The following is a 23,819-nucleotide window of genomic DNA, read 5'->3' on the forward strand; positions in this document are numbered from 1 at the left end:
AGCTGTCAGCCTTCCCATCCCGGCGACGTTATCCGTTTAAAGAAACCTAGCCCAGGAACAGACCTATGCGTACCGCATCCCGTTTTGTCATCGTCATCATTTTTCTGGGTGTCGTCCTCGGCGGCATCTTCGGTTACAAGTTCTATGAATTCGGCCAGATGCAGGAGATGTTCTCCCAGCCACAGCCCCCAGCCATCATTTCCGTGACCGACGCCACCACTGAAAACTGGCAGCCGAGTATCAAGGCCGTGGGCAGTGTGAACGCCATTAACGGTATCGAGGTGGCCAACGAGGTGCCGGGGGTCATTGAGTCCATTAACTTTGAATCCGGCGATACCGTGCAGAAAGGCGACGTACTGATTCGCCTGGATGCCGCCATCGACGAGGCGGCGCTACGTACCCGCCGGGCAGAAGCCCAACTGGCTGGGCAGGAGTTCAAGCGGGTGTCTGATCTGCTGCCCAAACGCGCGGTATCACAATCACAGTTCGATGAGGCCAAAGCCAACTACGACGCCGCAAGGGCGCGGGTAAACGAAGCCGAGGCACAACTGGGCAAAAAGGTGATCCGGGCACCGTTTGACGGCACCCTCGGTATCCGCATGGTCGACCAGGGTCAGTACATCCCTACAGGTACGCCGATTGTCGAGATCAATATGCTGAACCCGATCTACGTGGATTACACGCTGTCCGAGAAGTACCTGCCTGAGGTTGACCGGGGTTACCCGGTAACGGTCACGGTGGCCGCGGTGCCGGATGAGGCATTCAGTGGTGAAGTCAGTGCCATCAACACATCGGTCAACCCGGAGACTCGTACGGTTCGCATCCGCGCCACCCTCAACAACGAAGATGGCAAATTGCGCCCGGGAATGTTCGCAACGATTCAAACAGGCCAGCCCAGGGACAACGAAGTGGTCACGGTCCCCAGGACCGCCATCTCCTATAACACTTACGGCAACTTTGTGTTCGCCGTGAAGGAGAATGATGACGGCGAACTGGTCGTTGAGCGCCGTACCGTCACCACGGGCGAGGTCCGGAACGAACGGGCTGCGGTTCTTTCAGGCCTTGAACCCGGCGAGACCGTGGTCTCGAAGGGTCTGCTGCGGTTGCGGGCAGGCCAGCGGGTAGAAATCCAGGACGAGTCCGGGCAGGAGGCGTCTGAGTAATGAAATTCACCGACATTTTTGTCCACCGGCCGGTGCTGGCCACCGTGGTCAGCCTGCTCATTCTGCTGATCGGTGCCCGGGCAGCCATGGAAATGGAAGTCCGCCAGTACCCGAAACTGGAAAGCACCACGGTAACGGTCACAACCGCTTACCCTGGGGCCAGTTCTGACCTGATCAAGGGCTTTATCACCACGCCCCTGCAACAGGCCATTGCTGAGGCCAGCGGCATCGACTATCTGACCTCTACCAGTTCCCAGGGCGTGTCAACGATTCAGGCCAAGATGGTTCTGAATTACGATGCCAACGACGCCCTCGCTGAAATTCAGGCCAAGGTTGCCAGCCAGCGCAACGTGCTGCCCGGCGATGCAGAAGACCCGGTGATCACCTCCACCACCGGTGACGACACGGCCCTGATGTATATTGCTTTCTACAGTACCGAGCTGGAAGTCCCCCAGATTACCGATTACCTGACCCGCGTGGTTCAGCCCAAGCTGCAGGCGCTATCTGGCGTTGGCAAGGCCCAGCTGCTGGGGCGTACTTTCGCCCTGCGAGTGTGGCTGGACCCGGAGCGGCTGGCCGCGGTGGATCTGACTCCGGTCGAAGTGGCAGACAAGCTGCGAGCCAACAACTATCAGGCCGCTGTCGGCACTACCCGGGGCCAGTACACCGAGATTGCCCTGACAAGTGATACCGACATTGCCGATCCGGAAGCCTTCCGTAACCTGGTGGTCAAGCAGCAAAACGGCACTCTGATTCGGTTGCGGGACATTGCCGAGGTGGAGCTTGGCTCTCAAACCTACAATCAGCTGGCGCTTTATAAGGGCGAGCCAGCCACCTATGTCGCCATCGAACTGGCCCCGGGGGCCAATCCGCTGACCGTCGCCGGCCTGGTAAAAGACGAGTTACCGGACATCGAAAGCCAGCTACCCAGCGGCCTGAATGTGCGCCTGGCCTACGATGCCTCCGACTTCATTGAAGATTCCATCAACGAAGTCATCCGTACCCTGCTGGAAGCCATGCTGATTGTTCTGGTGGTGGTGTTCCTTTGCCTCGGCTCGATTCGAGCGGCCATCGTGCCGTCTGTGGCAGTGCCGCTGTCGCTGATTGGCGGCGCGTTTATCATGCTGATCTTCGGTTTCTCCCTGAACCTGCTGACCCTGCTCTCCCTGGTGCTTGCCATCGGGCTGGTGGTGGACGATGCCATTATCATGGTGGAGAACGTGCACCGGCACATTGAGCAGGGTGAATCACGGTTTGACGCTGCCCTCAATGGCGCCCGTGAAATGGCCACACCGATCATTGCCATGACCACGACGCTGGTGGCGGTGTATGCGCCCATCGGGTTTATGGGCGGTCTGGTGGGCTCGCTGTTTACTGAATTTGCCTTCACCCTGGCGGGTACGGTTGTGATCTCCGGCATTGTTGCCCTGACACTCTCACCCATGCTCTCCGGCAAGGTGCTGAAACCCCATGGCAATCCCGGACGCTTCGAGGTGCTGGTTGAAAAAACCTTCAATGGCCTCGCCAATGCCTACAAAGCTGCGCTTACCTCGTTGATGCAGACCAAGTCGGTGGTGGTGTTCTTCGCCGTCGTGGTATTGGGTTCTATCTATTTTATGGTGATGATGAGCCAGAATGAGCTGGCACCCACCGAGGACCAGGGCATTCTGTTTTACCAGGGGCTGGGGCCGCAGACCTCGACGCTGGAGTATCTGTTTGATCATGGCCAGGAGGTTCAGGAGCGGATGTCCGGCGTGCCCGGCTACAACGAGGATTTCATGATTCTTGGTATCACCAGCCCGAACGCCGTGTTTGGTGGTTTCAAGCTGGCACCGTGGAGTGAGCGGGAGATCAGCCAGTTCGAGGTACAGCCCCTGCTGGATTCCGAACTCAAAAAAGTAACCGGATTGCAGACGGCGGTGTTCCCGTTACCGGCCCTGCCTGGTTCGGGTGGCGGCCTGCCGTTCCAGTTTGTAGTGACCACCGGAGGCACCTACGAACAGTTGAATGAAGTCGCCGACGAGCTTCTTGGCAAAGCCATGCAAAGTGGCAACTTCATGTTCCTGCAGAAGTCCATCAACTTCGACAAGCCCGTTACCCGCATCAACGTAGACCGGGACCGGGTGGCAGACCTGGGCCTGTCCATGCGTGATGTCGGCCAGTCGCTCGCCAGTATGCTCAGCGGCGGATACATCAACCGCTTCAATATGGAAGGCCGCTCCTATCAGGTGATTCCGCAGGTGGGTAATGACTTCCGTGCCAGCCGTGAAGCACTGGACGACTATTACATCCGCGCCGGCAATGGCCAACTGGTGCCCCTATCCAGTGTGGTCAGCTTCAGTGAAGAGGTGGAACCTTCCAACCGGACCCAGTTCAACCAGTTGAACTCGCTGACTCTCGAGGGCGTTATCATGCCCGGCGTGGCGGCTGGCTCCGCCATGGACTTTATGGAGCAGGCCGCAGCCGAGGTATTCCCGCAAGGCTTCAGCTTTGACTATACCGGCGAGTCGAGGCAGCTGGCCACCCAGGGCAGCGCTCTGATGGTAACCTTCTTCCTGTCGTTGCTGGTTATCTACCTGGTACTGGCGGCACAGTTCGAAAGCTGGCGCGATCCGTTCATCATCCTGGTGTCGGTGCCCATGTCCGTCGCCGGTGCCATGGCGTTTATCGTGCTCGGCTTTGCCTCCATGAACATCTACACCCAGGTGGGCCTGATTACCTTGATTGGTGTGGTGTCGAAGAACGGCATCCTGATCGTGGAGTTCGCCAACCTGCTGCAGAAAGAGAAAGGCCTGAACAAGGTGGATGCGGTGATTGAGGCTGCGGCCATTCGTCTGCGCCCGATCATCATGACCTCCCTGGCACTGATCTTCGCCATGGTGCCGCTGCTGATTGCGGTGGGCCCGGGGGCCGAGAGTCGGTTTGCGATTGGCCTGACCATCAGTGCAGGACTGGGTATCGGCACGTTGTTTACCGTATTCGTACTGCCGGCCTTCTACATTCTGCTGGCGCGAGACCATCATGGAACTGCGGCCGATGAGTATACGGAAGCTGACAACAACGACGGGGCTCCGGCCACATCCAGCAGCCATTAAACGCTGACTGATGTTAACACATAGCCCGCACCGGTCATCCGCTGCGGGCTATGTGGCGTCAGGTCATGGCAAAGTCGGCGGGTTCCATCACTGGCTCAACCAGCAGCCGCCGTCGCCACTGCACAGTTTCACTGGGTAGCTCGCCGAAGTGTTCCCGATACAGCGCGGCGAAGCGGCCCAGATGGGTAAAGCCCTCGTCAGCGGCATACCAGGAGATGTGTGGCACGTCGCACTGGCAATCCACCAGGCGTTTACGCACGCGTATCAGACGACAGCGCTGGTAGAAGCGATAAGGGGTCATGCCGGTTTCCCGCTTCATCAGGTAATACAGGTTACGTTCGCTGGCCCCGGAATGGTTGGCCAGCTCCTGCAGATCAAAATCCCAGTCCCGTTCGCTACGAATTTTCTCAATCACCCTCGCCAGCCTCCGGTCCAGTACTGGCAGCTCTTCGGGCAGTTCTACCCTGCCCGTTGCCAGTTGCCGTTCCAGGCGTTCAAACAGAGCGAGTGTCTCCCGGCTGGCATCCTGATGATCCTGGAAATAGTCCGCCTTCATTAGAAAACGATGGATATGACCAGCCAACGCCACGTCCAGGCCTGGCCTGGCCGGGGCCATACTGGAACCAGCTCACTCACCGGATACACCAGTACCAGCCGACTGTTCTTACTGATTCTCAAGCTAAATGTTTGGCCAGCGGGAATCATGATCAACGGAAAGGCGGATACACCAGGGCCACCTTCCGACGATATCTGCGCCGACCCGTGAATGGTGGCTACCAGAAGCCTCTGAGGCATACAGCAGTCGGCAAGCAGCATATCCTGAGCGACATCAAGTACACAGACCAAACCAGCCTCTACATCAAGGGCTGACAACGAACCCACCAATCCCTGGGGACGAGTCAGGCCACAGGTTATTCCCCGGCACCCGAGCAGTTCTGTCATGGCGGCCAGCCACTCTCCACAACCTGCACCGCTCAATCGCAGGTAGGCTTCCAATTCCGGTTTGGCATTCAGAGTTCGCATATAGCTCAAAAAGGCAATTAATGAGCCTGCCGTTTTAAAGTAGCTGCGGACAAAGCCCTAGCCAAATCTTGCAAAATGCGCAAAAGCTGAACAAAAGTTATGTTTTTATTGATAGTTGTCAAAACTGCAGAAGCAGTCAGGCCAATGACAGGTCGGCCAGTGGCGTCGGCCTTGCCAACAGAAAGCCTTGACCACGATGGCAGTTCAGTTCCCGCAGCCTGCGGCGCTGCTCTTCCGTTTCAATACCTTCGGCAACGACCTCCAGATCCAGCGCCTCGGCTATGGCTAGAATGGCTGACACGATGCGCGAGTCGCGACCATCCGGCCCGAGACGCTGGACAAACTGACGGTCGATCTTCAGAACATTGACCGGCAAGGCATGCAAGTAAGCCAGAGATGAGTAGCCGGTACCAAAGTCATCAATGGCGACCATGATGCCCCGGTCCACAAACGACTGGAGCTTGGCGAGGCAGCGGCGCGACAGATTCATCAGGTTGGTTTCGGTAATCTCGATTTCCGGGCACCACCCCCGGGCCTCCAGGCTTGAGAACAGCGGCTCCAGCATCGGCTCCAGCCGCCCGTCCGAAATCTGCCGGGCGGAAATATTAATCGCTAGCCGACGCCCACTACCCCAACCGACTTCACATCGCTGAAGGTCCGCTATGATGTGCCGTACGAGTTGTTCCGTAAGCTCATGTATGTGGCCACGCTGCTCTGCCACCGGGACAAAATCCGCCGGCGATACTGCGCCGAGTTCAGGGTGGTGCCAGCGCAACAGGGCCTCCAGCCCCACCATGGAGCCGCTTGCCAGGTCGTACTGGGGCTGGTACACCACGGAGAACTCCTCCGGAGCGACCTTGAGCGAAGCAATCAATGCTTCAGACAAGCGCTGATGGAACTGCCCCTCTTCACCGTCCACGGCGCTGTAGATTCGATAACAGGCGCGGCCTGAGAGCTTGGCCGCGTGCATTGCACGATCAGCATTTTGCAGCAGAGCCGAAGCCGTTTCCCCATGCTTTGGAAACACCGCAGCCCCCACAGAGGCCGACAGGAAATGCTCCCGGTGCTCCACCAGCATTGGCGCCTGGAATATCCCGCTCATGCGCTGGCAAACCACGGGTAACTCAGACTCATCCTCCAGCTCAACAATGGCTGCGAACTCGTCTCCGGATAGCCGGGCAACTACATCCCCATCTCGAAGCACACTCTTCACGCAGGCCGCCGCCTGCTGAAGCACTCGATCACCACAGTCGTGGCCATGCAGATCATTGACTGCTTTGAAGAAATCCAGATCGATGTAGACTACGGCGAAACAGCCGTTGCCTGCCTTGCGTTGTCCGACCCTTGCTTTCAGAAACTCCTGGAACAGCGAGCGATTTGGCAGCTCGGTGAGCGGATCATAGTAAGCCAGAGACGCCAGACGCTCGTTACTGGCAGTCAGCTCACCAACATCCATGAAAACGCCGGCAAACAGCCTCTGTCCCTGGTAGTCTACCGGGTAGATATTGAGCCACTGCGGATAGTTCTCGCCATTTTTGCGCCGGTTCCAGATCAGTCCCTCCCAGCATCCGGTCTGGTTCAGGCTGCGCCACATGGTCTGATAGAACTCGTGCGAATGCAGCCCGGAGCTCAGCACCGATGGCTTCTGCCCCACGACTTCTTCTGCCAGATAGCCGGTCACCGCCTGGAACATAAGGTTGACGTAGGCAATCCGGGCATCGGGTGTTGACAGCATGATGGCCCTCGGGTGGTTGTCCACCAGGGCCTTGAAGTCTTGTTCTTTCAACACCTGCATTGTCTGTCCCCCATCCATACCGGGCCCGCCGAAACCAAACACGTTTGTTTCCAGCATAGGGACAAACTGTCGTAAACCTATCCATATTCTGCAAAAGAAACCAGCCTTTGACCAAAGGAGTAGAAAAATATGACTCGTATTTGGCGATTTGCAATATTGGGATACCCCGCACACGGCGACAGGTCGATAGTATTCCAGCGAGTTCGATAAAAAGATCCCAGGAGCGATCCATGCGCAGGAATGAACCGGTCACCGGCAAAGAGCGCGACTTTCCCGCTCAATACCACTTGATCACCACCACGGATCTGAAAGGCAAGATCACTGCCGCCAACGATGAATTTGCCGAAGTAGCAGGGTTCTCTGTTGATGAACTGATCGGCCAGCCCCACAACATGATTCGCCACCCGGATATGCCCCCGGAAGCCTTTGCGAACCTGTGGCACACCATCCGCGGTGGTGAGTCCTGGCGCGGAATCGTCAAGAACCGCTGCAAGAACGGCGATCACTACTGGGTAGATGCTTACGTCACTCCGATCATGAAAAATGGTGAACTGGTTGAGTTCCAGTCCGTGCGCTCACGGCCTACCCGGGCCCAGATTCATCGCGCCGAGAAGGCCTATGCCGCCTGGCATGAAGGCAAATTACCGCGCCGTTTCCAGGCCGTCAGTCCTCCGCTGATGTCCAAGCTCGCTTGCCTGTATGGCTCTTTGGCCGGCGGCCTTTTGCTGTTCGGGCTGGCCGAGCTGACGCTTGCCCATATGCTGACACTGCAGACATTAGTGTTGGGCGTTTTCGGCGTGCTGTTCTGGCTGACCCTTCCAATGATGCAAACCGCCCGCGATACCTGCTGCGAAGCTCACCCGGTTATGCCCTGGATCTATACCGGCCGGCGGGATGAAGGCGCCTGGATAGAATTCGACCGGCAAAAGCGGGATAGCACCCTGCGGGCGGTCTCTGCCCGAATGCACGCCAACATCGGTAAGCTGCATGGGCGCAAGCAGCGCACCATGGAGTGGGTTTCCAGCTCGGTTAGCAGCATCCGCAGCCAGCAAACGGATATCGAGAACATTACCCGAGCTTTCGAAGAGCTGGCCCAGAGCGTTCAAAGGGTTAACGAAATGACCTGCCGCACTCAACAAGCCAGCGCAGATGCCCGGAAATCAGCGCACCAGTGCCAGAGCCGCATGGAAGGCGTGAACGAGTCGATATCCAGGCTTCGCAACCGCCTGGCCGACGCCAATCAGGAAATGGATAAACTGGCCGGGCAAAGCGACACCATCAGTGTGGTACTGGAAGTGATCTCCGATATTGCGGAACAAACCAACTTACTGGCTCTGAACGCCGCTATCGAGGCAGCACGAGCCGGTGAATCCGGACGAGGCTTTGCCGTGGTCGCCGATGAAATACGCGGGCTGGCCCAACGCACCCACGAATCCACCCGCCGTATCGACACCATGATAGAAAACCTGCAGGCGGAAACCCGGACGGTAGTCGGAGTAATCATGGAAGGTGGCGAGGCTTGTGAGCAAACCGCCACGATGGCCCGCGAGGCAAGCGAGGCACTGGGAACCACCCTGAAAGACATAGACATTATCGATGACTGTGCCCGGGAAGTGGCCGGAGCCTCCGAGCAGCAGTCGGCCCTGGCACTGCAGGTAGAGCAGCAAGCTGAAAACCTGCTGCATTTGGGCAATCAGTCTGTCAAAAGCAGCGAAAGCGCCCACCAGGAATCGGAACAACTGGGCAACAACGTGGACCAGGCACAGCTGCTGACCAGTCATTTTCTAAAGATGCTTTGTGATCGCTTGCTGCCCGCTCAGACCAGGCAGGTCAAACAGCAATTTCCCGAGGCGGCGCAATAGGGTAGTCTGGCGATCTGTCGGCTGGTGAAACCAGCCCAACCCACAAAAGCTCAGGATCGCCAGCACCTTGACCCTCGGAAATCTTTTCTGGCTGTTTGTCGCCGGTTTTGCCATCTGGTACTGGTGGAAAGCCAAGGACATCAAAGACTTCGTGCTACAGGCCGCACACCGTTACTGTAAGACCATGGATGTGCTGTTACTGGATGATGCCGTTTACCTGCGCGGACTCTGGTTCAAACGCGACCGCAACGGAAAACTCCGGGTATGGCGCCGCTTCCTGTTTGATTTCACCACCACTGGCGAAGAACGCTATACCGGGCGCATCATCATGCTCGGCCGACAGATTGAGCACATGGAACTGGAACCCCACCGGTTCTGAGCCCAGCACACGTACACCCTTTCACCTCACCCAAATGGGCGATTACGCCAGACCCGACCGCCGGGCAATACTCCTCGTTGCATTACGACAACCAACAAAAACAACAGGAGTCTTTTATGCGAATTGCCATGCCTTTCCGGCTGATGGCCGCGGCCCTCATGCTGGTCTTCTCAATGGTGAGCCACGCCAGTTACACCCAGACCCGCCACCCGATTGTGCTGGTTCACGGTGTGACCGGTTTCAACACCATCGGTGGTCTGGTCAACTATTTCCATACCATCCCCTGGAACCTTGAGCGCAGTGGCGCAAAGGTCTACACCGCCAGTGTTTCGTTTGTGAATAGCAGTGAACAGCGCGGACAACAGCTGGCCAACTACGTCAACAGTCTTGGCCACTCCAAGGTCAACCTGATGGCCCACAGCCAGGGCGCGCCCACCTCCCGGGTAACCGCCTCCCTGATTCCCCACCGCATTGCCTCTGTTACCTCCATCAATGGTGTTAACAAGGGGTCGAAAGTCGCCGATGTCATCCGGGGCATACTGCCTCCCGGCAGCTACGTGGAAGGTGGGGTGGACGCCATCGCCAATGCTCTCGGCGGACTGATCAACGCTCTGTCCGGTTCCAACAACCCGCAGGATGGCGTGGCCGCGCTGGAAACCCTCACCACCCCGGGCACCACTAGCTTGAACAACGCCCTGGGCTGGAAAGGGGTTAACCGAAATGCCTGCGCTGGCACCGATGAGGACGTCTGGATCAACGGCAACCGGGTGAAGTTCTTCTCCTGGACCGGGCGCGGCATCTGGACCAACGTGTTCGACATCACCGATCCGTTCCTGGGAGTAACCTCTCTCGCCTTCGGCAGTGAGCCTAGTGATGGCCTGGTGGGCGTTTGCTCCACCATGATGGGCAATGTGATCGGCACCCACTACGACATGAACCATGTCGATGCCATCAACCACCTGCTGGGTGCACGCTCACTCTGGACCAATCCGGTCAGCCTGTACCGCAGCCACGCCAACCGTTTGAAGAACCGCGGATTGTGAGAACAGTATGACGAACAAACCCATCGCATTGCGTCGATGGGTGCTTCCCGGGGCGCTGCTGGCCGTTGTGGCCGGCAGTGGCCTCTGGTGGGCACTGACGCCGCAAGCAGATACGGGCACCGCCAACACAACACCTCAGCAGGCAACTGAAAAGGCCGCTCAGCAGTCTGGTTCAACCAGCCTTGCCCCGACAGCCATTGTCGCCCCCAGCGCACCGGTTGCTGAAACCCGAACCCCGGAGTCCCTGGGTCCCAACCCGTTTGCGCCCTCACTGCAGGGTACCGATATAGACGGCGTTCTGCAGGCGGACGACAACGGTCAGCTGATCGTGAATCTGGAGGTCAGGGATTTCTTCGATTATTTCCTGAGCACCGTCGGCGAGGTATCACCGGAAACCGCCATCGGCCAGATTCAGCAAATGGCCCGCCAACACCTGCCAGAACCCGCCGCACAGCAAGCCCTGGCCCTGCTGGATCAATATCTGGCTTACAAACAGGCTTCGCTGGAAGTCATGCAAACCGAACTGGACCCGGCCCGCCAGCATGAACCGGCCTATCAGCTTTCTGCTCTGGGTAATGCCCTGGCTCAGCTGAAGGGTCTGCGGCAACAAACCTTCGCACCCGACGCTCATCAAGCCTTCTTCGGCATGGAAGAAGCCTACAGCGAATATACCCTGGCCACGCTTGCCATTCAGCAGCGGGCCGACCTGACCGATCAGGGTAAACAGGCCCTGGTGGAATGGCACCGCAACCAGCTGCCAGACACCCTGAAATCCACCGAACAACGGCTGGAAGCCAGCGCACAACAGCACCAGGAACGGGTTCTCGCGGTGGAGTCGGCCACCTCCCCGGAAGCGGCGGGACAACGACTCACCGAGCTGGGGCTTGATCGCCAGAGCGTTGACGGCGTGGTCAGTTACCTCCAGCAACAGGAAGCCTTCCAGGCTCGGTTCGAAAGCTTCTGGAAGGACCTGCAAAGCAGCGTTGCCGGCGGTCTCGTGGACGCCGAACAACAGCAACATCAGGAACAATTGTTACAGCAACACTTCCAGGATGAACAGGAACAGACCTGGGCAAGACTGAAGCTGCTGGATCAAAGCTGATCATAATGTGCGGAAGCGCCTGAACTCGGCGCTGCCGCGTATTACAATCGGGCGAAGACGCAGTAGGACCCGATATGAACGCTGAACAAATCCAACAACAGCAAGCGCTGGGCTTCAGGTCTCTGAACTTTACCCCCAGGCTGGAGCCCGTTTACCGGGAATCCAGGTCAGCCATGATTCGGCAACGGGCAAGGCCGGTGTCGATTGCCGGCCTGGCCCTGTACCTGGTCTATGCGATCGTAGACATTCTCACCCTGCCTCCGGAGCTGGCCAGTATAACCGCCGGGGTTCGCCTGGCCGTGGTCTGCCCGATAATCATCCTGGTGCTCATCCTCGCCTATCAGGACAAGCCTTCAGACCAGACGTTCGAGAAACTGTATACCGCCGCCTACCTTGTTGGTGGTGTCGGCGTGATCGCCATCATCCTGGCGGCCCGAAAACAGGACTATCCGCTGCCCTATGAGGGCATGATCCTGATGCTCATGTTTGGCTATTTCGCCATGGGCCTTCCTTTCAAAACTGCCGCTGTGGCCTCCAGCCTGCTGGTCATCGCCTATCTGAGCACAGAGGCCTTTGCCGGCACGCCCACCCCCGCCGTCCTGAGCAATGGCTTCTTTCTGTTGACCGCAAACGCCATCGGCATGATTGGCTCCTGGGTCAGTGAATACCGGCATCGCGCGCACTTTCTGGACCGCCAGCTATTGGACCTGATGCACCAGGCTACTGAAGCTGAAAGCCGGCGGAAGACCGAACTGATTACCGCCGCCAGCCACGATCTGCGCCAGCCATTGAATGCTATTTACATCACCCTGGAAAATCTGAAACCAGGCGAACAGGATGGCCATCAGAGCTCGGTCATTGCTCAAGTCAAAGATATGGTGGCCCAGCTACGCCGCCTGCTCGGAACCGTGCTCGACAGCGCTCGCCTGAGTGAAGGGATGATCCAACCAGAAATAGTGCCGGTCAGCCTCGAAGCCATGGTTCAGGAACTACACGACCTGATGAACGAGACGCTCGGCCAACGCAATATCACTCTGAACATTGAACCACAGCCTGCCGGTTATCCCGTTCTGGCTGACCCGGGCCTGTTGCTGCGTATACTGCAGAACCTGGTGATCAATGCGGCCGACCATAGCGGTGGCAATACCATCACCGTCAGCAGCCAATGCCAGGACCACAGGGTAAGGCTACAGGTAGCCGACAACGGCAAAGGGGTGGCGCCGGAGCTGGGGGAGCAGTTGTTCCAGCCCTACGTTCGTGGCACCAGCCCGGCGCCCTGCCCGGGGCTTGGTTTGGGGCTGACCATCGTCCGGGAATTCACCGGCCTGATGAATGGCCGGTGCGGTGTCGACTCCCGGCCTAAACAGGGTAGCGTGTTCTGGGTTGAGCTACCGGCCACTACAACCAGCCAAGCGCCCGGGCCTTGTTAACGCACTCTGTCCGGTTGTGAACACCGAGCTGGGTGAAGATCGCCTTCAGGTGGGTTTTCACGGTGTGTTCAGTCAGGTCCAGGCTTTGGCAGATGCGTTTGTTGGGGAAACCCTGAGCCAGCAGGGCCAATACCTCCCGCTGCCTTGGCGTCAGGGGAAGGTCGTCAGTAGCGAAAGCCGTCAGGCCACCGGGGAAGTAGCTCTGCCCCTGTCCCACTGCTCGCATCATTCGCACCAGTGATGCCCTGCTTGCGGATTTGGCAAGAAAACCTTTGGCACCGGCGGCCCTGGCGGCCCGCACCGTCCCTTCGTCATCGCTGCTGGAAATGATGACAATGGGCGGTTTGGCACTCTGACCAGACAGCCGGGCGAACAGAGATAGCCCCACCTCACCGTTGAGGGCGACATCCAGCAGCACCAGATCAATGTTGTCATCGTGCCTGAGGGCATCGGCAGCTTGTTCAACCGACGAGACAATGTTCACCTGCGCTGCCAGCATCTCCTGCTGAATCAGACCCGCCAGTCCTTGAGCAAACAGCGCATGGTCGTCCACCAACAGCACCCTCCCGAAGAGTGATACTGCCGATGCCGGGGCGGATTCGGCACCCCGACCAAGCGTTGTCGCAATCATTCACAGTCTCCCGCACTGTTTATTTTTGTTTCCGGGGATACGCCACTATAAGCCAGCCAGACCAATCACTCAGCGGCCTGCTTAACACTTTATTACATAGGTGCCTGTTCTTATCCGCTCACTGCAACCGACTGAAACACAAATGTCATAATTCTGAAGCATGCTTCCCCTTACTCAACCATCTGTTATAAATAGGTTTTTCAACTAATGGCGAAACCACCAAGGAAGTTTTTCACTCTCTGCCTGTTCGTTCTCGCGGCGGTCATGCTGTCTCCGGCATCCGCCCATGTGCTTGAAATTCACGGGTCGAACACCGTTGGCGCCACACTGGCCCCCATGTTGGTCTCCGGGTATCTACAGCAGCTGGGCGACGACAACCCCAGCAGCCGGCCCACTGGTGAGGAAAATGAACAGATCCTCAGTGCCAACGCCGGCGGCCGCAATCTCAGTGTTCTGGTGGCGGCGCATGGCTCGAGCACCGGCTTTCGAACCCTCGCCAGCGGCCGGGCCGGCATCTGGGCATCGTCCCGACCGGTGAAGCCATCCGAGGCCGACCAAGTGCGCGCGCAAGCCGATCTCACCGCGCTGGAAAGCGAGCATGTGATCGCCATTGATGGCCTCGCCATCCTGGTGCACCCATCCAATCCGATCAATCAACTCAGCATCGACACCATTGGCCAGATCTTTGCCGGTGAGATTCGCAACTGGTCAGAGCTCGGAGGCAGTAACCGGGCTATCACCCTGTACGCGCGGGACGACCGCTCCGGCACCTGGGACACCTTCAAATCCCTCGTGCTTGGCAAGAAATACCCGCTGGATCCTTCGGCAATGCGTTACGAATCCAATGATCAGCTCTCTGATGATGTGTCCCGAGACCCGGGTGGAATCGGTTTCTCAGGCCTGGCCTCGGTACGCAACAGCAAGCTGTTGGCAGTTTCCGACGGCAACGCACCGGCCCTGAAACCGAACCAACTGACCGTCGCCAGTGAGGACTACCCGTTGTCCAGGCGGCTGTTCATGTACACCATGGGTGATCGCACGCCGGAATTGGCCGCCCAGTTGATCGAGTTTGCCCTGGGCACCAACGGCCAGGCCCTGGTGGCCGAATCCGGGTTTATTTCCCAGAACCCGATTGCGGTGAAGCCGGACTTCGATGCCTCCGTGCCGCTCACCTTCCGTCGCCTGACCGAGAACTACCAACGGCTGACCGTAAACTTCCGGTTTGCCGAGGGCCGCACCAAACTGGACAACAAGGCACAACGGGACCTGATGCGAGTGAAGCATTATCTCGAAGCGCAAGGACGCTCAGCGGAAGACCTGTTGCTGATCGGCTTCGCCGACACCCAGAGCCATGAACTGAGGGCCCAGATGATCTCCGAACTGCGGGCGCTCTCTGTACGCAAGGCGTTAAACGAGGCAGGCCTGCCCCGGGTCGCCTACACGGGTTATGGACACTATATGCCGGTGGGCGGCACCGGCAATCAACGTAACGGCCGAGTGGAAGTCTGGATCAAAGACCGATAGCACCGGATAGACAGGGGGTTCGACGAAAGTTTCGCCCAAGCCTTCGGCAATCCCCTATCCGCACTGGTATCACAGATATGTTTGGGTTTCCTATACTGCCGTTGTCACCACCAACCAACAGACCGGGACAATGGACATCAAAAAAGACCACCGCTTCGCCATCAACCTGAACGTTCGGGGCATTCAGCCCTCTTCCACCCTGCGGATCAACGAGCTGAGCAACCAGCTACGTTCCGAGGGCAAGGACATCATCAAACTTGGCTTGGGCCAGTCGCCATTCCCGGTGCCCGAGCGCGTGGTTGATGCCCTCAAAGAGCACGCCCACGAGAAAGATTACCTGCCGGTGAAAGGCCTCAAGGGCCTGCGCGAGGCCATTGCCGGTTACATTAACCGGGCCGAGCGCATGCGTTGCACCTGGGAAGACGTGCTGATTGGCCCGGGCTCGAAAGAGCTGCTGTTTATTCTGCAGCTGGCCTACTACGGTGACCTGCTGATTCCGCGCCCGAGCTGGGTATCCTATGCGCCTCAGGCGCGAATCATCGGCCGCTCGGTACACTGGCTGCCCACCCACGCGGAAAACAACTGGCAGCTGACGGCGGAAGAACTGGACATAATCTGCCGGGATGACCCGTCGCGCCCGCGTATCCTGATCCTGAATTACCCGTCCAACCCTACCGGTTGCACCTACACCGACGACCAGTTGCTGGCCATCGCCAACGTGGCGCGCAAGTACAACCTGATACTGTTATCGGATGAGATCTACGGTGAAGTGCACTTTGAGGGCAAGCATAAATCCATCGCCCGTTATTACCCGGAAGGCACCATCATCAGCACCGGCATGAGCAAGTGGCTGGGTGCCGGCGGCTGGCGCCTTGGTGCCTTCATCTTCCCGCCGGAACTGCGCCCGCTACAGGATGCCATGGCCATCATTGCCAGTGAGACCTTCACCTCCACCGCAGCGCCCATCCAGCATGCCGCCATCACCGCCTTTGACGGTGGCGAAGACATCGACGAGTACCTGAAACAGTCCCGTCGGGTGCTGAAAGTGGTGGGTGAATACGTTTACACCCGTTTGAGCGCCATGGGTGCCGTGGTGCAAAAGCCGGAGGGGGCCTTCTACCTGTTCCCGGATTTCTCCAGCTTCAGCGACAGACTGGCCCGGAGGGATATCAAGACCGCCCAGGCGTTCTGCACCGCTCTGCTGGGGGACACCGGCGTGGCCATCCTGCCCTCCAGTGACTTCGGCTTTGTGCCGGACCACCTGGGCGCGCGCCTCGCGTTCGTCGACTTCGACGGCACCCAGGCCCTGGGCCTGGCCGGTGGTGACTACGCCGAGCAGGCGCTGGGTGACGATTTCGTCAAACAGGCCTGCCCGCGCATTGTGCTGGCCATGGACAAGATGGAGAAGTGGCTGAGCAGCCTGTAAAGCCGCGCCGTGCTAAACTGGCACCCTCACGTTGTTCAACTGGGGGTGCCATGTCTGATTCCGTTTCTCTGCGCGAAATCACCGATTTTGCCGAAGCCCTGGCCAGGGAGGCCGGCGAGCTGATCCGCCACGAGCGCCAGGAAAACACCCTGCGCACCGACTACAAGCAGCAAACGGAACTGGTTACCCACGCTGATGTGATGGCCGACGAATTCATCACCGGCGCCATCCGCGAACGCTTTCCCAATCACCGCATCCTGTCTGAAGAAACCATGCCGGACCTGTCCCAGGCAGAAGAGCTGGACACGCCGCTGTGGATCATCGACCCCATCGACGGCACGGTAAACTACGCCTACGGTCACCCGCAGGTGGCGGTGTCCATTGCCTATGCGGAGCGCGGCCAGGTTCAGGTGGGTGTGGTGCACGCGCCTTTTCCGGGCGAAACCTTTCGGGCCACCAAGGGCGAAGGCGCTACGTTAAACGGCCAGCCCATTCGCCACAGCGGCGCAACGGAACCCCGGCAAAGCCTGTTTGCCACGGGCTTCCCCTACACCAAGGACAATCTGGAACCGCTGGTGCGCCGACTGGATGCCATGATTCACCAATGCCGGGACCTGCGCCGCATTGGCTCGGCGGCCCTGGACATCTGCTGGGTGGCCTGTGGCCGTCTGGATATCTACTACGAGAACGTCAGCCCCTGGGACTTCGCCGCCGCCCGCCTAATTGCCTGGGAAGCCGGCGCCACCGTCGGCCACTTCGGCGACGTGCCCGATGGCTATCCGGCCGATCTCTGGGGCCGCGACATCCTCATCTCCGCCCCGGCCGTATGGGAGCACGTGCGGTCCCTACTCCGATCTGCTTCGGGTTATGACTGAGACTGGGAGTTTCCGAGTCCTCTAGTTTGGGAGTTTGCGTACACGCAGCCTGCGAGATTCGGGTGTGTTGTGGGCGGGATGGATGCTGAGACCGCCTTAGCTTTTCTATTGCGATTTCCGTGAGGTCAGAAAGGCATTGGCTGGGGGCCCTTTCCCGAAATCTCGGAGGCCATGGATGGCCGGAGCGAAGCGCACATGGATGTGCTCGTAGCGTTTTCGGGAAAGGGCTCCCAGCCAATGCCTAACCACCAAACCGACAGGCTAGGCGTAAACGAACACCAAGCCTCAACCCCAAACAGCCTCGGAAACCAAGCTCCAAGCCTCGTCGAAATCAGCCGAAGGCAAACGGGAGAATGAGGAACGAACGAACCGCTGGATGCGGCCTTCCAGAAACACCATCACAAAATCTGCACCGCGAGCCGCGCTGGTTCGAGGCCGCAGGCTCTGGCGGATCTCGCCTTCTTTCAGGGTCTGGCGGAACTGGGTTTCCAAACGCTCGAAGAACTGGGACGCACGCTTGCGCAGTGTCTCATCCTCGCCCATCAGGGCATCGCCGGTAAGCACGCAACACAAACCCGGGTTACGCTCTGCGAACACCAGCACCAGATGCACCAGCTGCTGAAGGCGAACCCGCACATCTTCCTGCTCCTGAAGCACCACCTGGCAGCGGGAGAACACCGCCTCCTCGGCAAATTCGATCAGGGCCTCGAACATTTTGCGTTTGCTGGGAAAGTGCCGGTACAAGGCCGCTTCGGTAACGCCCACGGTTTTGGCCAGGCCGGCGGTGGTGATCCGGGCCCCCGGGTCATTTTGCAGCAATTCAACAAGGGCCTGCAGGATGGTCTCCCGCCGGCTGGGTTTCTGAGTGGTCATATCAGTACTACAGCGCTCTGTTTTTTTGGCCACCGACAACACGGACCTGCTCGGACACTGGGATTATCTTTCTACCCGTGTCAGTCCGTGCCGTCCGTGGCTAAGGTTTTATATTTTTTAGAAGAAAGTGCCGTCAATCGGTGACGACGCACTGGCGTACAGCTTCTTTGGCATACGTCCAGCAAGGTAGGCCTCGCGGCCGGCTTCGATGGCCAGGCGCATGGCGTTGGCCATTTTGATCGGGTCTTTGGCCTGGGCAATGGCGGTGTTCATCAGCACGCCGTCGCAGCCCAGCTCCATCGCGATGGTGGCATCCGAGGCGGTGCCAACACCCGCGTCGACCAGCACCGGCACCTTGGCGTTCTCAACGATCAGCCGGATGTTGTAGCGGTTCTGGATGCCAAGGCCTGAGCCGATGGGCGCACCCAAGGGCATGATGGCCACGCAGCCCATTTCTTCCAGACGCATGGCCAGCAGCGGGTCGTCGGAGCAGTACACCATCACCTTGAAACCGTCTTTGATCAGCTCTTCGGCGGCGGTCAGGGTTTCCGGCATGTTGGGGTACAGGGTTTTGTGTTCACCCAGCACTTCCAGTTTCACCAGGTCGTGGCCGTCCAGCAGCTCCCGGGCCAGCTTGCAGGTGCGTACCGCGTCTTTGGCGGTGTAGCAGCCGGCTGTGTTGGGCAGGATGGTGTAGGTGCTCGGGGAAATGACATCCAGCAGGTTCGGCTCGTCCGGGTTCTGGCCGAGGTTGGTACGGCGCACCGCCACGGTCACAATCTCGGCACCACTGGCTTCGATGGCGTGGCCGGTTTCCATCAGGTCGTGATACTTGCCAGTGCCCACCAGCAAGCGGGACTGGTACACCTTGCCTGCAATTTCCAGGGGTTTGTCTTCGGGGAGCTGGATTTCCGGGGTATCTGTCATAACCTACCTGAGTTCAGTGAAAAGAGGGGGCGCGTTCAGCTGAACGCAAACTTAACCGCCGCCGATGGCGTGCACCACTTCCACCCGGTCGCCATCGCTCAGGGTGAAACTCGGGTGCTGACTGCGGGGCACAATATCTTCGTTGACCTCAACCGCGACCCGTTTTCCGGCCAGCGTGAGATGCTCAATCAAGGTCGCAATGGTTGCTCCACCGGGGAGTTCCATGTGCTCACCATTTACCTGAACCTGCATGGTTCGGATCACCTCCGTTACTTTTTCAGGGCCGCAGCAACCAGCAGGGCCCAACCAATCATGAAGCAGACACCGCCAATGGGCGTAACCGGCCCGAGCCAGTGATGGCCGGATAACACCAGCAGATACAGGCTGCCGCTGAACAGCACAATGCCTGCGAGCCAGAAGCCGCAAGCAATACCCAGCAGTCGCCGGGACAAGCCCAGGGCCGGCATCATGCTCGCCGCCACCAGTATCAAGGCGTGATACATCTGGTAACTGACGGCGGTCTGGAACACTTCCAGGCCCCGCTCGCTCACCACTTGGCGCAAACCGTGGGCTCCGAAGGCACCCGCCATCACCGCCAACAGGCCGCCCACAGCACCCATCACCAGAGCCCAGCGAATCACCGCTTCTGAGGGTTTAAGCGCAGTCACAGTGAATCAGCTCCCCGGAATCCAGGTTCATCAGCGTCAAGGCGCCGCCCCAGACACAGCCGGTATCCAGGCCGATAAACCGGTCGCTGCCGGTGTTGCCTTCCAGCGCAGCCCAGTGGCCGAAGATCACCTTTACGTCATCTTGCCGGGGGTAGGTAAACCAGGGTGCGAAGCCCGGCGGTGCATTATCCGCCGACTCCTTGGTGGCCAGCTCCAGGCTGCCGTCTTCGGCGATAAAGCGCATCCGGGTGAAGTAGTTGGTGATCACCCGCCAACGGTCCATACCGGTGAGGGTATCACACCAGCGCTCCGGCTGATTGCCATACATTTGGCTGAAATAGTCCTGCGCCTGCCCGCCCCGGATCACCGCTTCTACTTCCCTGGCGCAGGCCACTGCCTGGTCCACGCTCCAGATATGAGGCAGCCCGGCATGGGCCATAACCAGGTTACGTTTCTCGTCGTGCACGCACAGATATTGTTGACGCAGCCAATGGATCAAGCGGTCATGGTCCGGTGCATCCAGGATATCGTGCAGGGTGTCTTTGCGCTTCGGGCTGTGGCCCCCCAGGGCAACCGCCAGCAAGTGCAAATCGTGATTCCCCAACACCACCACGGCAGCGTCGCCCAGGCTTTCAATGTAACGCAGGGTTTCCAGTGAGGCGGGCCCGCGATTAATCAGGTCGCCCGCCACCCAGAGCCGGTCCCGGGAGGGCGAAAAATCCACTTTCGCCAGAACATCCCGCAACCGTTCATAGCAACCCTGAATATCGCCAATGGCGTAGTCAGTCATTACTTACCTCATCTACCTCGACGTTAAGCGGGCCGGAGTCCGCCAGCAGGTCGGCAATCTTGACGTAGTCGGCCAGGCTCAGGTTTTCCGGCCGCAGGCCGTCGTTGATGCCCACAGACTGCAACTGTTCCACCGTCACCAGGGCCGCCAGTGCCTTGCGCAGGGTTTTCCGGCGCGCGTTGAAGGCGGTGCGCACCACGGCCTGAAGGGTCTTGAGGTTCTTGGCCGGGTGCGGCAATTCTTTGTGAGGCACCAGTCGGACGATGGCGGAATCCACTTTCGGAGCCGGCCGGAAAGCCCCCGGGCCCACTTCAAACAGCGGCTGCACCTTGCAGAAGTACTGGGCCATGATACCCAGTCGGCCATAATTATTGTCGCCCGGCGTGGCCGCCAGCCGCTGCACCACTTCTTTCTGCAACATGAAGTGCATGTCCTGAACCACCCCGGACTGCGCCAGCAGGTGGAAGATCAGCGGCGTTGAGATGTTATAGGGTAAGTTGCCGACGATTCGAAGTGGGCGACCATCGACCACCAGCTGGCTGAAATCGAAACTCAGGGCATCGGCTTCGTGAATCCGGAACTCGGGATAATTGAAGAACTTGGTGCGCAGCACCGGAATCAGGTCCCGGTCCAGCTCCACCACCTGCAGGCGCGGATTAACCGCCAGAATCTCTTCGGTGATCGCACCGAGACCAGGACCAATCTCGACGATGGCATCGTCCGGTTTCGGATTGATCGACCGGACAATCTTCTCGATCACGCCCGGATCATGAAGGAAGTTCTGGCCGAAACGTTTACGGGCCTTGTGGCCCGGATGGTTACTCATGATGACTCTCCGGCAATAGCCGCCTGGCGGCAGCGGGCCATGTGTTCGCCTACGCGAATGGCGGTGTGCAGGCTGCCGGCGTCGGCCTTGCCGGTGCCGGCCAGGTCCAGGGCGGTGCCGTGGTCTACCGAGGTACGGACAATGGGCAGGCCCAGGGTGATGTTAACGGCCCGGCCAAAGCCCTGAAATTTCAGTACCGGCAGGCCCTGGTCATGGTACATGGCCAGCACGGCATCAGCGTTATCCAGCCAGTGTGGGGTGAACAGGGTATCGGCCGGCAGCGGGCCGGTCAGTTTAATACCTTCGGCCCGGAGTTTATCCAGGGTCGGCTCGATCACCTCGATTTCTTCCCGGCCCAGATGGCCACCCTCGCCGGCGTGTGGGTTCAGCCCCGCCACCAGGATCCGTGGTTTTTCAATGCCAAAGAAGGTTTTCAGGTCGGCGTTGAGAATGCGCGTTACCTGGGTCAACCGTTCGGGGGTGATGGCCGCAGATACGTCCTTCAGGGGTAAGTGGGTGGTTACCAGCGCCACCCGCAATTCCTCAGTAGCCAGCATCATCACCACCCGTTCAACACCGCAGAGTTCCTGCAGAAACTCGGTGTGGCCGCTGAACGCGATTCCGGCTTCGTTGATCACGCCTTTGTGAACCGGCGCGGTCACCATACCGTCAAAATCACCGTTCAGGCAGCCCCTGGCGGCGGTGGTCAGGGTATCGAGCACATACTGACTGTTGCCGGCGTGTAACCGGCCCGCGACTGTAGACGCGCAGCCTTCCACATGGCACACCGACACATGGCCAGCCCGGGTGTCTGGCGTCTGGCCCGGGTGCCAGTCGTGTAACTCTACGGCCAAACCAAGCTGCCGGGCACGGTCTGCCAGCAGCGTTTTGCAAGCCACCACCACGATACCAGTCTGGCGCGGTTCAAGCGCCAGTTGCAGGCACAGTTCCGGCCCGATGCCCGCTGGCTCGCCGGCGGTCAAAGCCAGAATCACCGGTGTCGTCATGACGCGTTATTTTCCTCACTGGCCGGGTTCAGATCGGCGTAGTCCCCTTTGAACTCGACAAAGGCTTCATCGCGAATTTCCCTGAGCCAGTTCTGAAGTTCGGTTTCAAACTTGCGCTGGTAGATAGCTTGCCGGGCCTGGGACTCCCGGTTTTCAGCAGTCACGTCCTGTTGCCGGCGCTCTTCTACCTGAAGAATGTGCCAGCCAAACTGGGACCGCACCGGCCCGTAAATCTCGCCCACATCGGCCTCCATCATGGCCTGCTCGAAAGCCGGAACCATCTGGCCGGGGCTGACCCAGCCCAGGTTGCCGCCATCAGAGCCGGACACCGGGTCATCTGACAACTCCCGGGCCAGGGCCGCAAAGTTCGCGCCGTCCTGCAATTGCTGGTAGATATCGCGAATGCGGTTTTCAGCCTGGGTTTCGGTTACCGCTTGGGAGGGACGAATCAGGATATGACGCACCCGGTGCTGCTGGATCACCGTCAGCTGTTCGCCACCACGCTTGTCCATCACCGTCACCAGGTGAAAACCGCTGTTGTTCTCAAGCACCTCTGAGGGCACGCCTACTTCCATGTTCGGCACCACCGGCGCAACCAGGGATGGCAACTGGCTCTCTGTACGCCAGCCCATATCGCCGCCTTCAAGGGCGTTTCCGGCATCCGATTCGGCAACCGCCACTTCCCGGAAGTCGCGACCATCGATGATCTGCTGGCGCAGGTTTTCCGCTTTTGCGCGAGCCTGCTCAACGGAATCCTCGTTACCGGGGTCATCTACCTGGATAAAGATATAAGCCAGGCGGTATTCCTCAGCATCCGGCCCCCGGCCGGCCTGGGCCTGCAGGTAATTCTCAACCTCCCGGTCAGTGATACGGACCCGGTTGCCAACCCGGCGCTGCTGCACCCGGCCAGACAACATTTCATTACGGATCTGTTCCCGGGCCTGCTGGTAGGTAACGCCCTCTTCCGCCAGTTGCTCTTCAAACTGCTCCAGGCTCAAGCCGTTACTACGGGCAATATTAGCCAGGGTCTCGTTCAGCTCGTTATCGCTGATGCGCATCCCCATCTGGTCCGCCATCTGCAACTGAAGAGACTCGGAAATCAGCTGTTCCAATACCCGCTCTTCCAGCAGTTGCCGGGGCGGCAGGCCGGTGCCCTGGGCGCTGAGACGGCCAACAATGGTATTCACCCGCGCATCCAGTTCGGTCTGGAGGATGACATCGTCATCCACAATGGCAACCACCCGGTCCAGCACTTGTCGCTCGGCGTGGGCAGAAACCGACACAGCCAGCATGGCCATGGTCAGCAGCAGTGTCAGTCCGTGGCGTAACGTCGCCTTCATAATCACCTCTTGATGTGTACATTCCCAGCCAGGCCTTCGG

22 protein-coding genes are annotated in these 23,819 nt (G+C 59.1%); 10 read left to right on the forward strand and 12 right to left on the reverse strand.

All coding sequences use genetic code 11. The features are described 5' to 3' along the window. Window positions 1-65 precede the first annotated feature (65 nt). Both QUE75_RS17480 and QUE75_RS17485 read left to right on the forward strand, forming a co-directional pair. Window positions 66-1,163 (forward strand): efflux RND transporter periplasmic adaptor subunit, encoded by a 1,098-nt coding sequence (locus QUE75_RS17480; protein WP_061330759.1) that lies wholly within the window; start codon window positions 66-68, stop codon window positions 1,161-1,163. Further along, window positions 1,163-4,258 (forward strand): efflux RND transporter permease subunit, encoded by a 3,096-nt coding sequence (locus QUE75_RS17485; protein WP_286252070.1) that lies wholly within the window; start codon window positions 1,163-1,165, stop codon window positions 4,256-4,258. Before QUE75_RS17480 ends, QUE75_RS17485 begins: the two co-directional genes overlap by 1 nt. Before the next feature lie 58 nt (window positions 4,259-4,316). Here the strand turns inward: QUE75_RS17485 and QUE75_RS17490 are convergent, their stop codons facing one another. The 3 genes from QUE75_RS17490 to QUE75_RS17500 form a co-directional block, all read right to left on the reverse strand. After that, a complete protein-coding gene (locus QUE75_RS17490) occupies window positions 4,317-4,874 on the reverse strand; it encodes a helix-turn-helix domain-containing protein (protein ID WP_286252072.1) in 558 nt (185 codons plus the stop codon). Further along, the gene (locus tag QUE75_RS17495; protein ID WP_286252073.1) at window positions 4,814-5,281 is read right to left on the reverse strand and encodes a hypothetical protein; all 468 of its coding nucleotides are present in this window, start codon (window positions 5,279-5,281) and stop codon (window positions 4,814-4,816) included. Before QUE75_RS17495 ends, QUE75_RS17490 begins: the two co-directional genes overlap by 61 nt. A gap of 136 nt (window positions 5,282-5,417) precedes the next feature. Continuing rightward, on the reverse strand, window positions 5,418-7,076 hold the full coding sequence (locus tag QUE75_RS17500; RefSeq protein WP_286252075.1) for a putative bifunctional diguanylate cyclase/phosphodiesterase: 1,659 nt from the start codon (window positions 7,074-7,076) through the stop codon (window positions 5,418-5,420). Between the two features lie 230 nt (window positions 7,077-7,306). Here QUE75_RS17500 and QUE75_RS17505 point away from each other — a divergent pair, with 230 nt between their 5' ends. From QUE75_RS17505 to QUE75_RS17525, 5 genes are all read left to right on the forward strand, one after another. Then, on the forward strand, window positions 7,307-8,938 hold the full coding sequence (locus QUE75_RS17505; RefSeq protein ID WP_286252077.1) for a methyl-accepting chemotaxis protein: 1,632 nt from the start codon (window positions 7,307-7,309) through the stop codon (window positions 8,936-8,938). 67 nt (window positions 8,939-9,005) lie between these two features. Then, entirely contained in the window at window positions 9,006-9,317 is a 312-nt protein-coding gene (locus tag QUE75_RS17510) for a DUF3301 domain-containing protein (RefSeq protein ID WP_058091449.1), read from the forward strand. Window positions 9,318-9,433: 116 nt separating this feature from the next. Beyond that, window positions 9,434-10,360 carry an esterase/lipase family protein gene (locus tag QUE75_RS17515; protein WP_061330763.1) on the forward strand — a complete coding sequence of 309 codons (927 nt, stop codon included), beginning with the start codon at window positions 9,434-9,436 and terminating at the stop codon, window positions 10,358-10,360. A gap of 7 nt (window positions 10,361-10,367) precedes the next feature. Continuing rightward, entirely contained in the window at window positions 10,368-11,462 is a 1,095-nt protein-coding gene (locus tag QUE75_RS17520) for a lipase secretion chaperone (protein ID WP_286252082.1), read from the forward strand. Between the two features lie 74 nt (window positions 11,463-11,536). Further along, entirely contained in the window at window positions 11,537-12,892 is a 1,356-nt protein-coding gene (locus QUE75_RS17525) for a sensor histidine kinase (RefSeq protein WP_286252084.1), read from the forward strand. Here the strand turns inward: QUE75_RS17525 and QUE75_RS17530 are convergent. After that, entirely contained in the window at window positions 12,861-13,523 is a 663-nt protein-coding gene (locus tag QUE75_RS17530) for a response regulator transcription factor (protein ID WP_106693921.1), read from the reverse strand. The genes QUE75_RS17525 and QUE75_RS17530 overlap by 32 nt on opposite strands. Window positions 13,524-13,730: 207 nt before the next feature. Here QUE75_RS17530 and QUE75_RS17535 point away from each other — a divergent pair, with 207 nt between their 5' ends. From QUE75_RS17535 to QUE75_RS17545, 3 genes are all read left to right on the forward strand, one after another. Beyond that, window positions 13,731-15,047: a substrate-binding domain-containing protein gene (locus tag QUE75_RS17535; RefSeq protein ID WP_286252089.1), complete on the forward strand. Its 1,317-nt coding sequence runs from the start codon at window positions 13,731-13,733 to the stop codon at window positions 15,045-15,047. Between the two features lie 130 nt (window positions 15,048-15,177). Further along, window positions 15,178-16,473: a pyridoxal phosphate-dependent aminotransferase gene (locus tag QUE75_RS17540; protein WP_286252091.1), complete on the forward strand. Its 1,296-nt coding sequence runs from the start codon at window positions 15,178-15,180 to the stop codon at window positions 16,471-16,473. Between the two features lie 50 nt (window positions 16,474-16,523). Continuing rightward, on the forward strand, window positions 16,524-17,348 hold the full coding sequence (locus QUE75_RS17545) for an inositol monophosphatase family protein (protein WP_286252093.1): 825 nt from the start codon (window positions 16,524-16,526) through the stop codon (window positions 17,346-17,348). Window positions 17,349-17,633: 285 nt separating this feature from the next. Here QUE75_RS17545 and slmA read toward each other — a convergent pair whose 3' ends face one another. The 8 genes from slmA to QUE75_RS17585 all read right to left on the reverse strand — a co-directional run bounded on the left by slmA (window position 17,634) and on the right by QUE75_RS17585 (window position 23,779). Further along, window positions 17,634-18,221, reverse strand: coding sequence for a nucleoid occlusion factor SlmA (gene slmA / locus QUE75_RS17550; protein WP_061330769.1), 588 nt, complete (start codon window positions 18,219-18,221; stop codon window positions 17,634-17,636). Between the two features lie 117 nt (window positions 18,222-18,338). Continuing rightward, window positions 18,339-19,148, reverse strand: coding sequence for a thiazole synthase (locus QUE75_RS17555; RefSeq protein WP_058091455.1), 810 nt, complete (start codon window positions 19,146-19,148; stop codon window positions 18,339-18,341). A 51-nt stretch (window positions 19,149-19,199) separates the two neighbouring features. After that, window positions 19,200-19,400 (reverse strand): sulfur carrier protein ThiS, encoded by a 201-nt coding sequence (gene thiS / locus QUE75_RS17560; protein ID WP_058091456.1) that lies wholly within the window; start codon window positions 19,398-19,400, stop codon window positions 19,200-19,202. A gap of 17 nt (window positions 19,401-19,417) precedes the next feature. Then, window positions 19,418-19,768, reverse strand: coding sequence for a DUF423 domain-containing protein (locus tag QUE75_RS17565; RefSeq protein WP_061330942.1), 351 nt, complete (start codon window positions 19,766-19,768; stop codon window positions 19,418-19,420). A gap of 34 nt (window positions 19,769-19,802) precedes the next feature. Beyond that, on the reverse strand, window positions 19,803-20,606 hold the full coding sequence (locus QUE75_RS17570) for a symmetrical bis(5'-nucleosyl)-tetraphosphatase (RefSeq protein WP_286252097.1): 804 nt from the start codon (window positions 20,604-20,606) through the stop codon (window positions 19,803-19,805). Further along, window positions 20,599-21,432: a 16S rRNA (adenine(1518)-N(6)/adenine(1519)-N(6))-dimethyltransferase RsmA gene (rsmA, locus tag QUE75_RS17575; protein WP_072676171.1), complete on the reverse strand. Its 834-nt coding sequence runs from the start codon at window positions 21,430-21,432 to the stop codon at window positions 20,599-20,601. The genes QUE75_RS17570 and rsmA overlap by 8 nt, the downstream gene beginning before the upstream one ends. Next, complete coding sequence (gene pdxA, locus QUE75_RS17580) at window positions 21,429-22,439, reverse strand: 4-hydroxythreonine-4-phosphate dehydrogenase PdxA (protein WP_286252101.1); 1,011 nt, start codon at window positions 22,437-22,439, stop codon at window positions 21,429-21,431. Before pdxA ends, rsmA begins: the two co-directional genes overlap by 4 nt. Further along, entirely contained in the window at window positions 22,436-23,779 is a 1,344-nt protein-coding gene (locus QUE75_RS17585) for a peptidylprolyl isomerase (protein ID WP_061330773.1), read from the reverse strand. Before QUE75_RS17585 ends, pdxA begins: the two co-directional genes overlap by 4 nt. Window positions 23,780-23,819: the final 40 nt, after the last annotated feature.

The sequence above is a fragment of the Marinobacter shengliensis genome, from assembly GCF_030297115.1.
Taxonomy (GTDB): Bacteria; Pseudomonadota; Gammaproteobacteria; order Pseudomonadales; family Oleiphilaceae; genus Marinobacter; species Marinobacter shengliensis.

Excerpts from the sequence above, each read along its gene's own strand:
- QUE75_RS17500 (WP_286252075.1), bottom strand. The coding sequence starts at position 7,076 with ATGCAGGTGTTGAAAGAACAAGACTTCAAGGCCCTGGTGGACAACCAC.
- QUE75_RS17565 (WP_061330942.1), bottom strand. The coding sequence starts at position 19,768 with ATGGGTGCTGTGGGCGGCCTGTTGGCGGTGATGGCGGGTGCCTTCGGA.
- rsmA (WP_072676171.1), bottom strand. The coding sequence starts at position 21,432 with ATGAGTAACCATCCGGGCCACAAGGCCCGTAAACGTTTCGGCCAGAAC.
- QUE75_RS17485 (WP_286252070.1), top strand. The coding sequence starts at position 1,163 with ATGAAATTCACCGACATTTTTGTCCACCGGCCGGTGCTGGCCACCGTG.
- QUE75_RS17490 (WP_286252072.1), bottom strand. The coding sequence starts at position 4,874 with ATGGCCCCGGCCAGGCCAGGCCTGGACGTGGCGTTGGCTGGTCATATC.
- QUE75_RS17520 (WP_286252082.1), top strand. The coding sequence starts at position 10,368 with ATGACGAACAAACCCATCGCATTGCGTCGATGGGTGCTTCCCGGGGCG.
- thiS (WP_058091456.1), bottom strand. The coding sequence starts at position 19,400 with ATGCAGGTTCAGGTAAATGGTGAGCACATGGAACTCCCCGGTGGAGCA.
- QUE75_RS17530 (WP_106693921.1), bottom strand. The coding sequence starts at position 13,523 with ATGATTGCGACAACGCTTGGTCGGGGTGCCGAATCCGCCCCGGCATCG.
- QUE75_RS17515 (WP_061330763.1), top strand. The coding sequence starts at position 9,434 with ATGCGAATTGCCATGCCTTTCCGGCTGATGGCCGCGGCCCTCATGCTG.
- QUE75_RS17525 (WP_286252084.1), top strand. The coding sequence starts at position 11,537 with ATGAACGCTGAACAAATCCAACAACAGCAAGCGCTGGGCTTCAGGTCT.
- QUE75_RS17535 (WP_286252089.1), top strand. The coding sequence starts at position 13,731 with ATGGCGAAACCACCAAGGAAGTTTTTCACTCTCTGCCTGTTCGTTCTC.
- QUE75_RS17555 (WP_058091455.1), bottom strand. The coding sequence starts at position 19,148 with ATGACAGATACCCCGGAAATCCAGCTCCCCGAAGACAAACCCCTGGAA.
- slmA (WP_061330769.1), bottom strand. The coding sequence starts at position 18,221 with ATGACCACTCAGAAACCCAGCCGGCGGGAGACCATCCTGCAGGCCCTT.
- QUE75_RS17570 (WP_286252097.1), bottom strand. The coding sequence starts at position 20,606 with ATGACTGACTACGCCATTGGCGATATTCAGGGTTGCTATGAACGGTTG.
- QUE75_RS17545 (WP_286252093.1), top strand. The coding sequence starts at position 16,524 with ATGTCTGATTCCGTTTCTCTGCGCGAAATCACCGATTTTGCCGAAGCC.
- QUE75_RS17585 (WP_061330773.1), bottom strand. The coding sequence starts at position 23,779 with ATGAAGGCGACGTTACGCCACGGACTGACACTGCTGCTGACCATGGCC.
- pdxA (WP_286252101.1), bottom strand. The coding sequence starts at position 22,439 with ATGACGACACCGGTGATTCTGGCTTTGACCGCCGGCGAGCCAGCGGGC.
- QUE75_RS17505 (WP_286252077.1), top strand. The coding sequence starts at position 7,307 with ATGCGCAGGAATGAACCGGTCACCGGCAAAGAGCGCGACTTTCCCGCT.
- QUE75_RS17495 (WP_286252073.1), bottom strand. The coding sequence starts at position 5,281 with ATGCGAACTCTGAATGCCAAACCGGAATTGGAAGCCTACCTGCGATTG.
- QUE75_RS17480 (WP_061330759.1), top strand. The coding sequence starts at position 66 with ATGCGTACCGCATCCCGTTTTGTCATCGTCATCATTTTTCTGGGTGTC.
- QUE75_RS17540 (WP_286252091.1), top strand. The coding sequence starts at position 15,178 with ATGGACATCAAAAAAGACCACCGCTTCGCCATCAACCTGAACGTTCGG.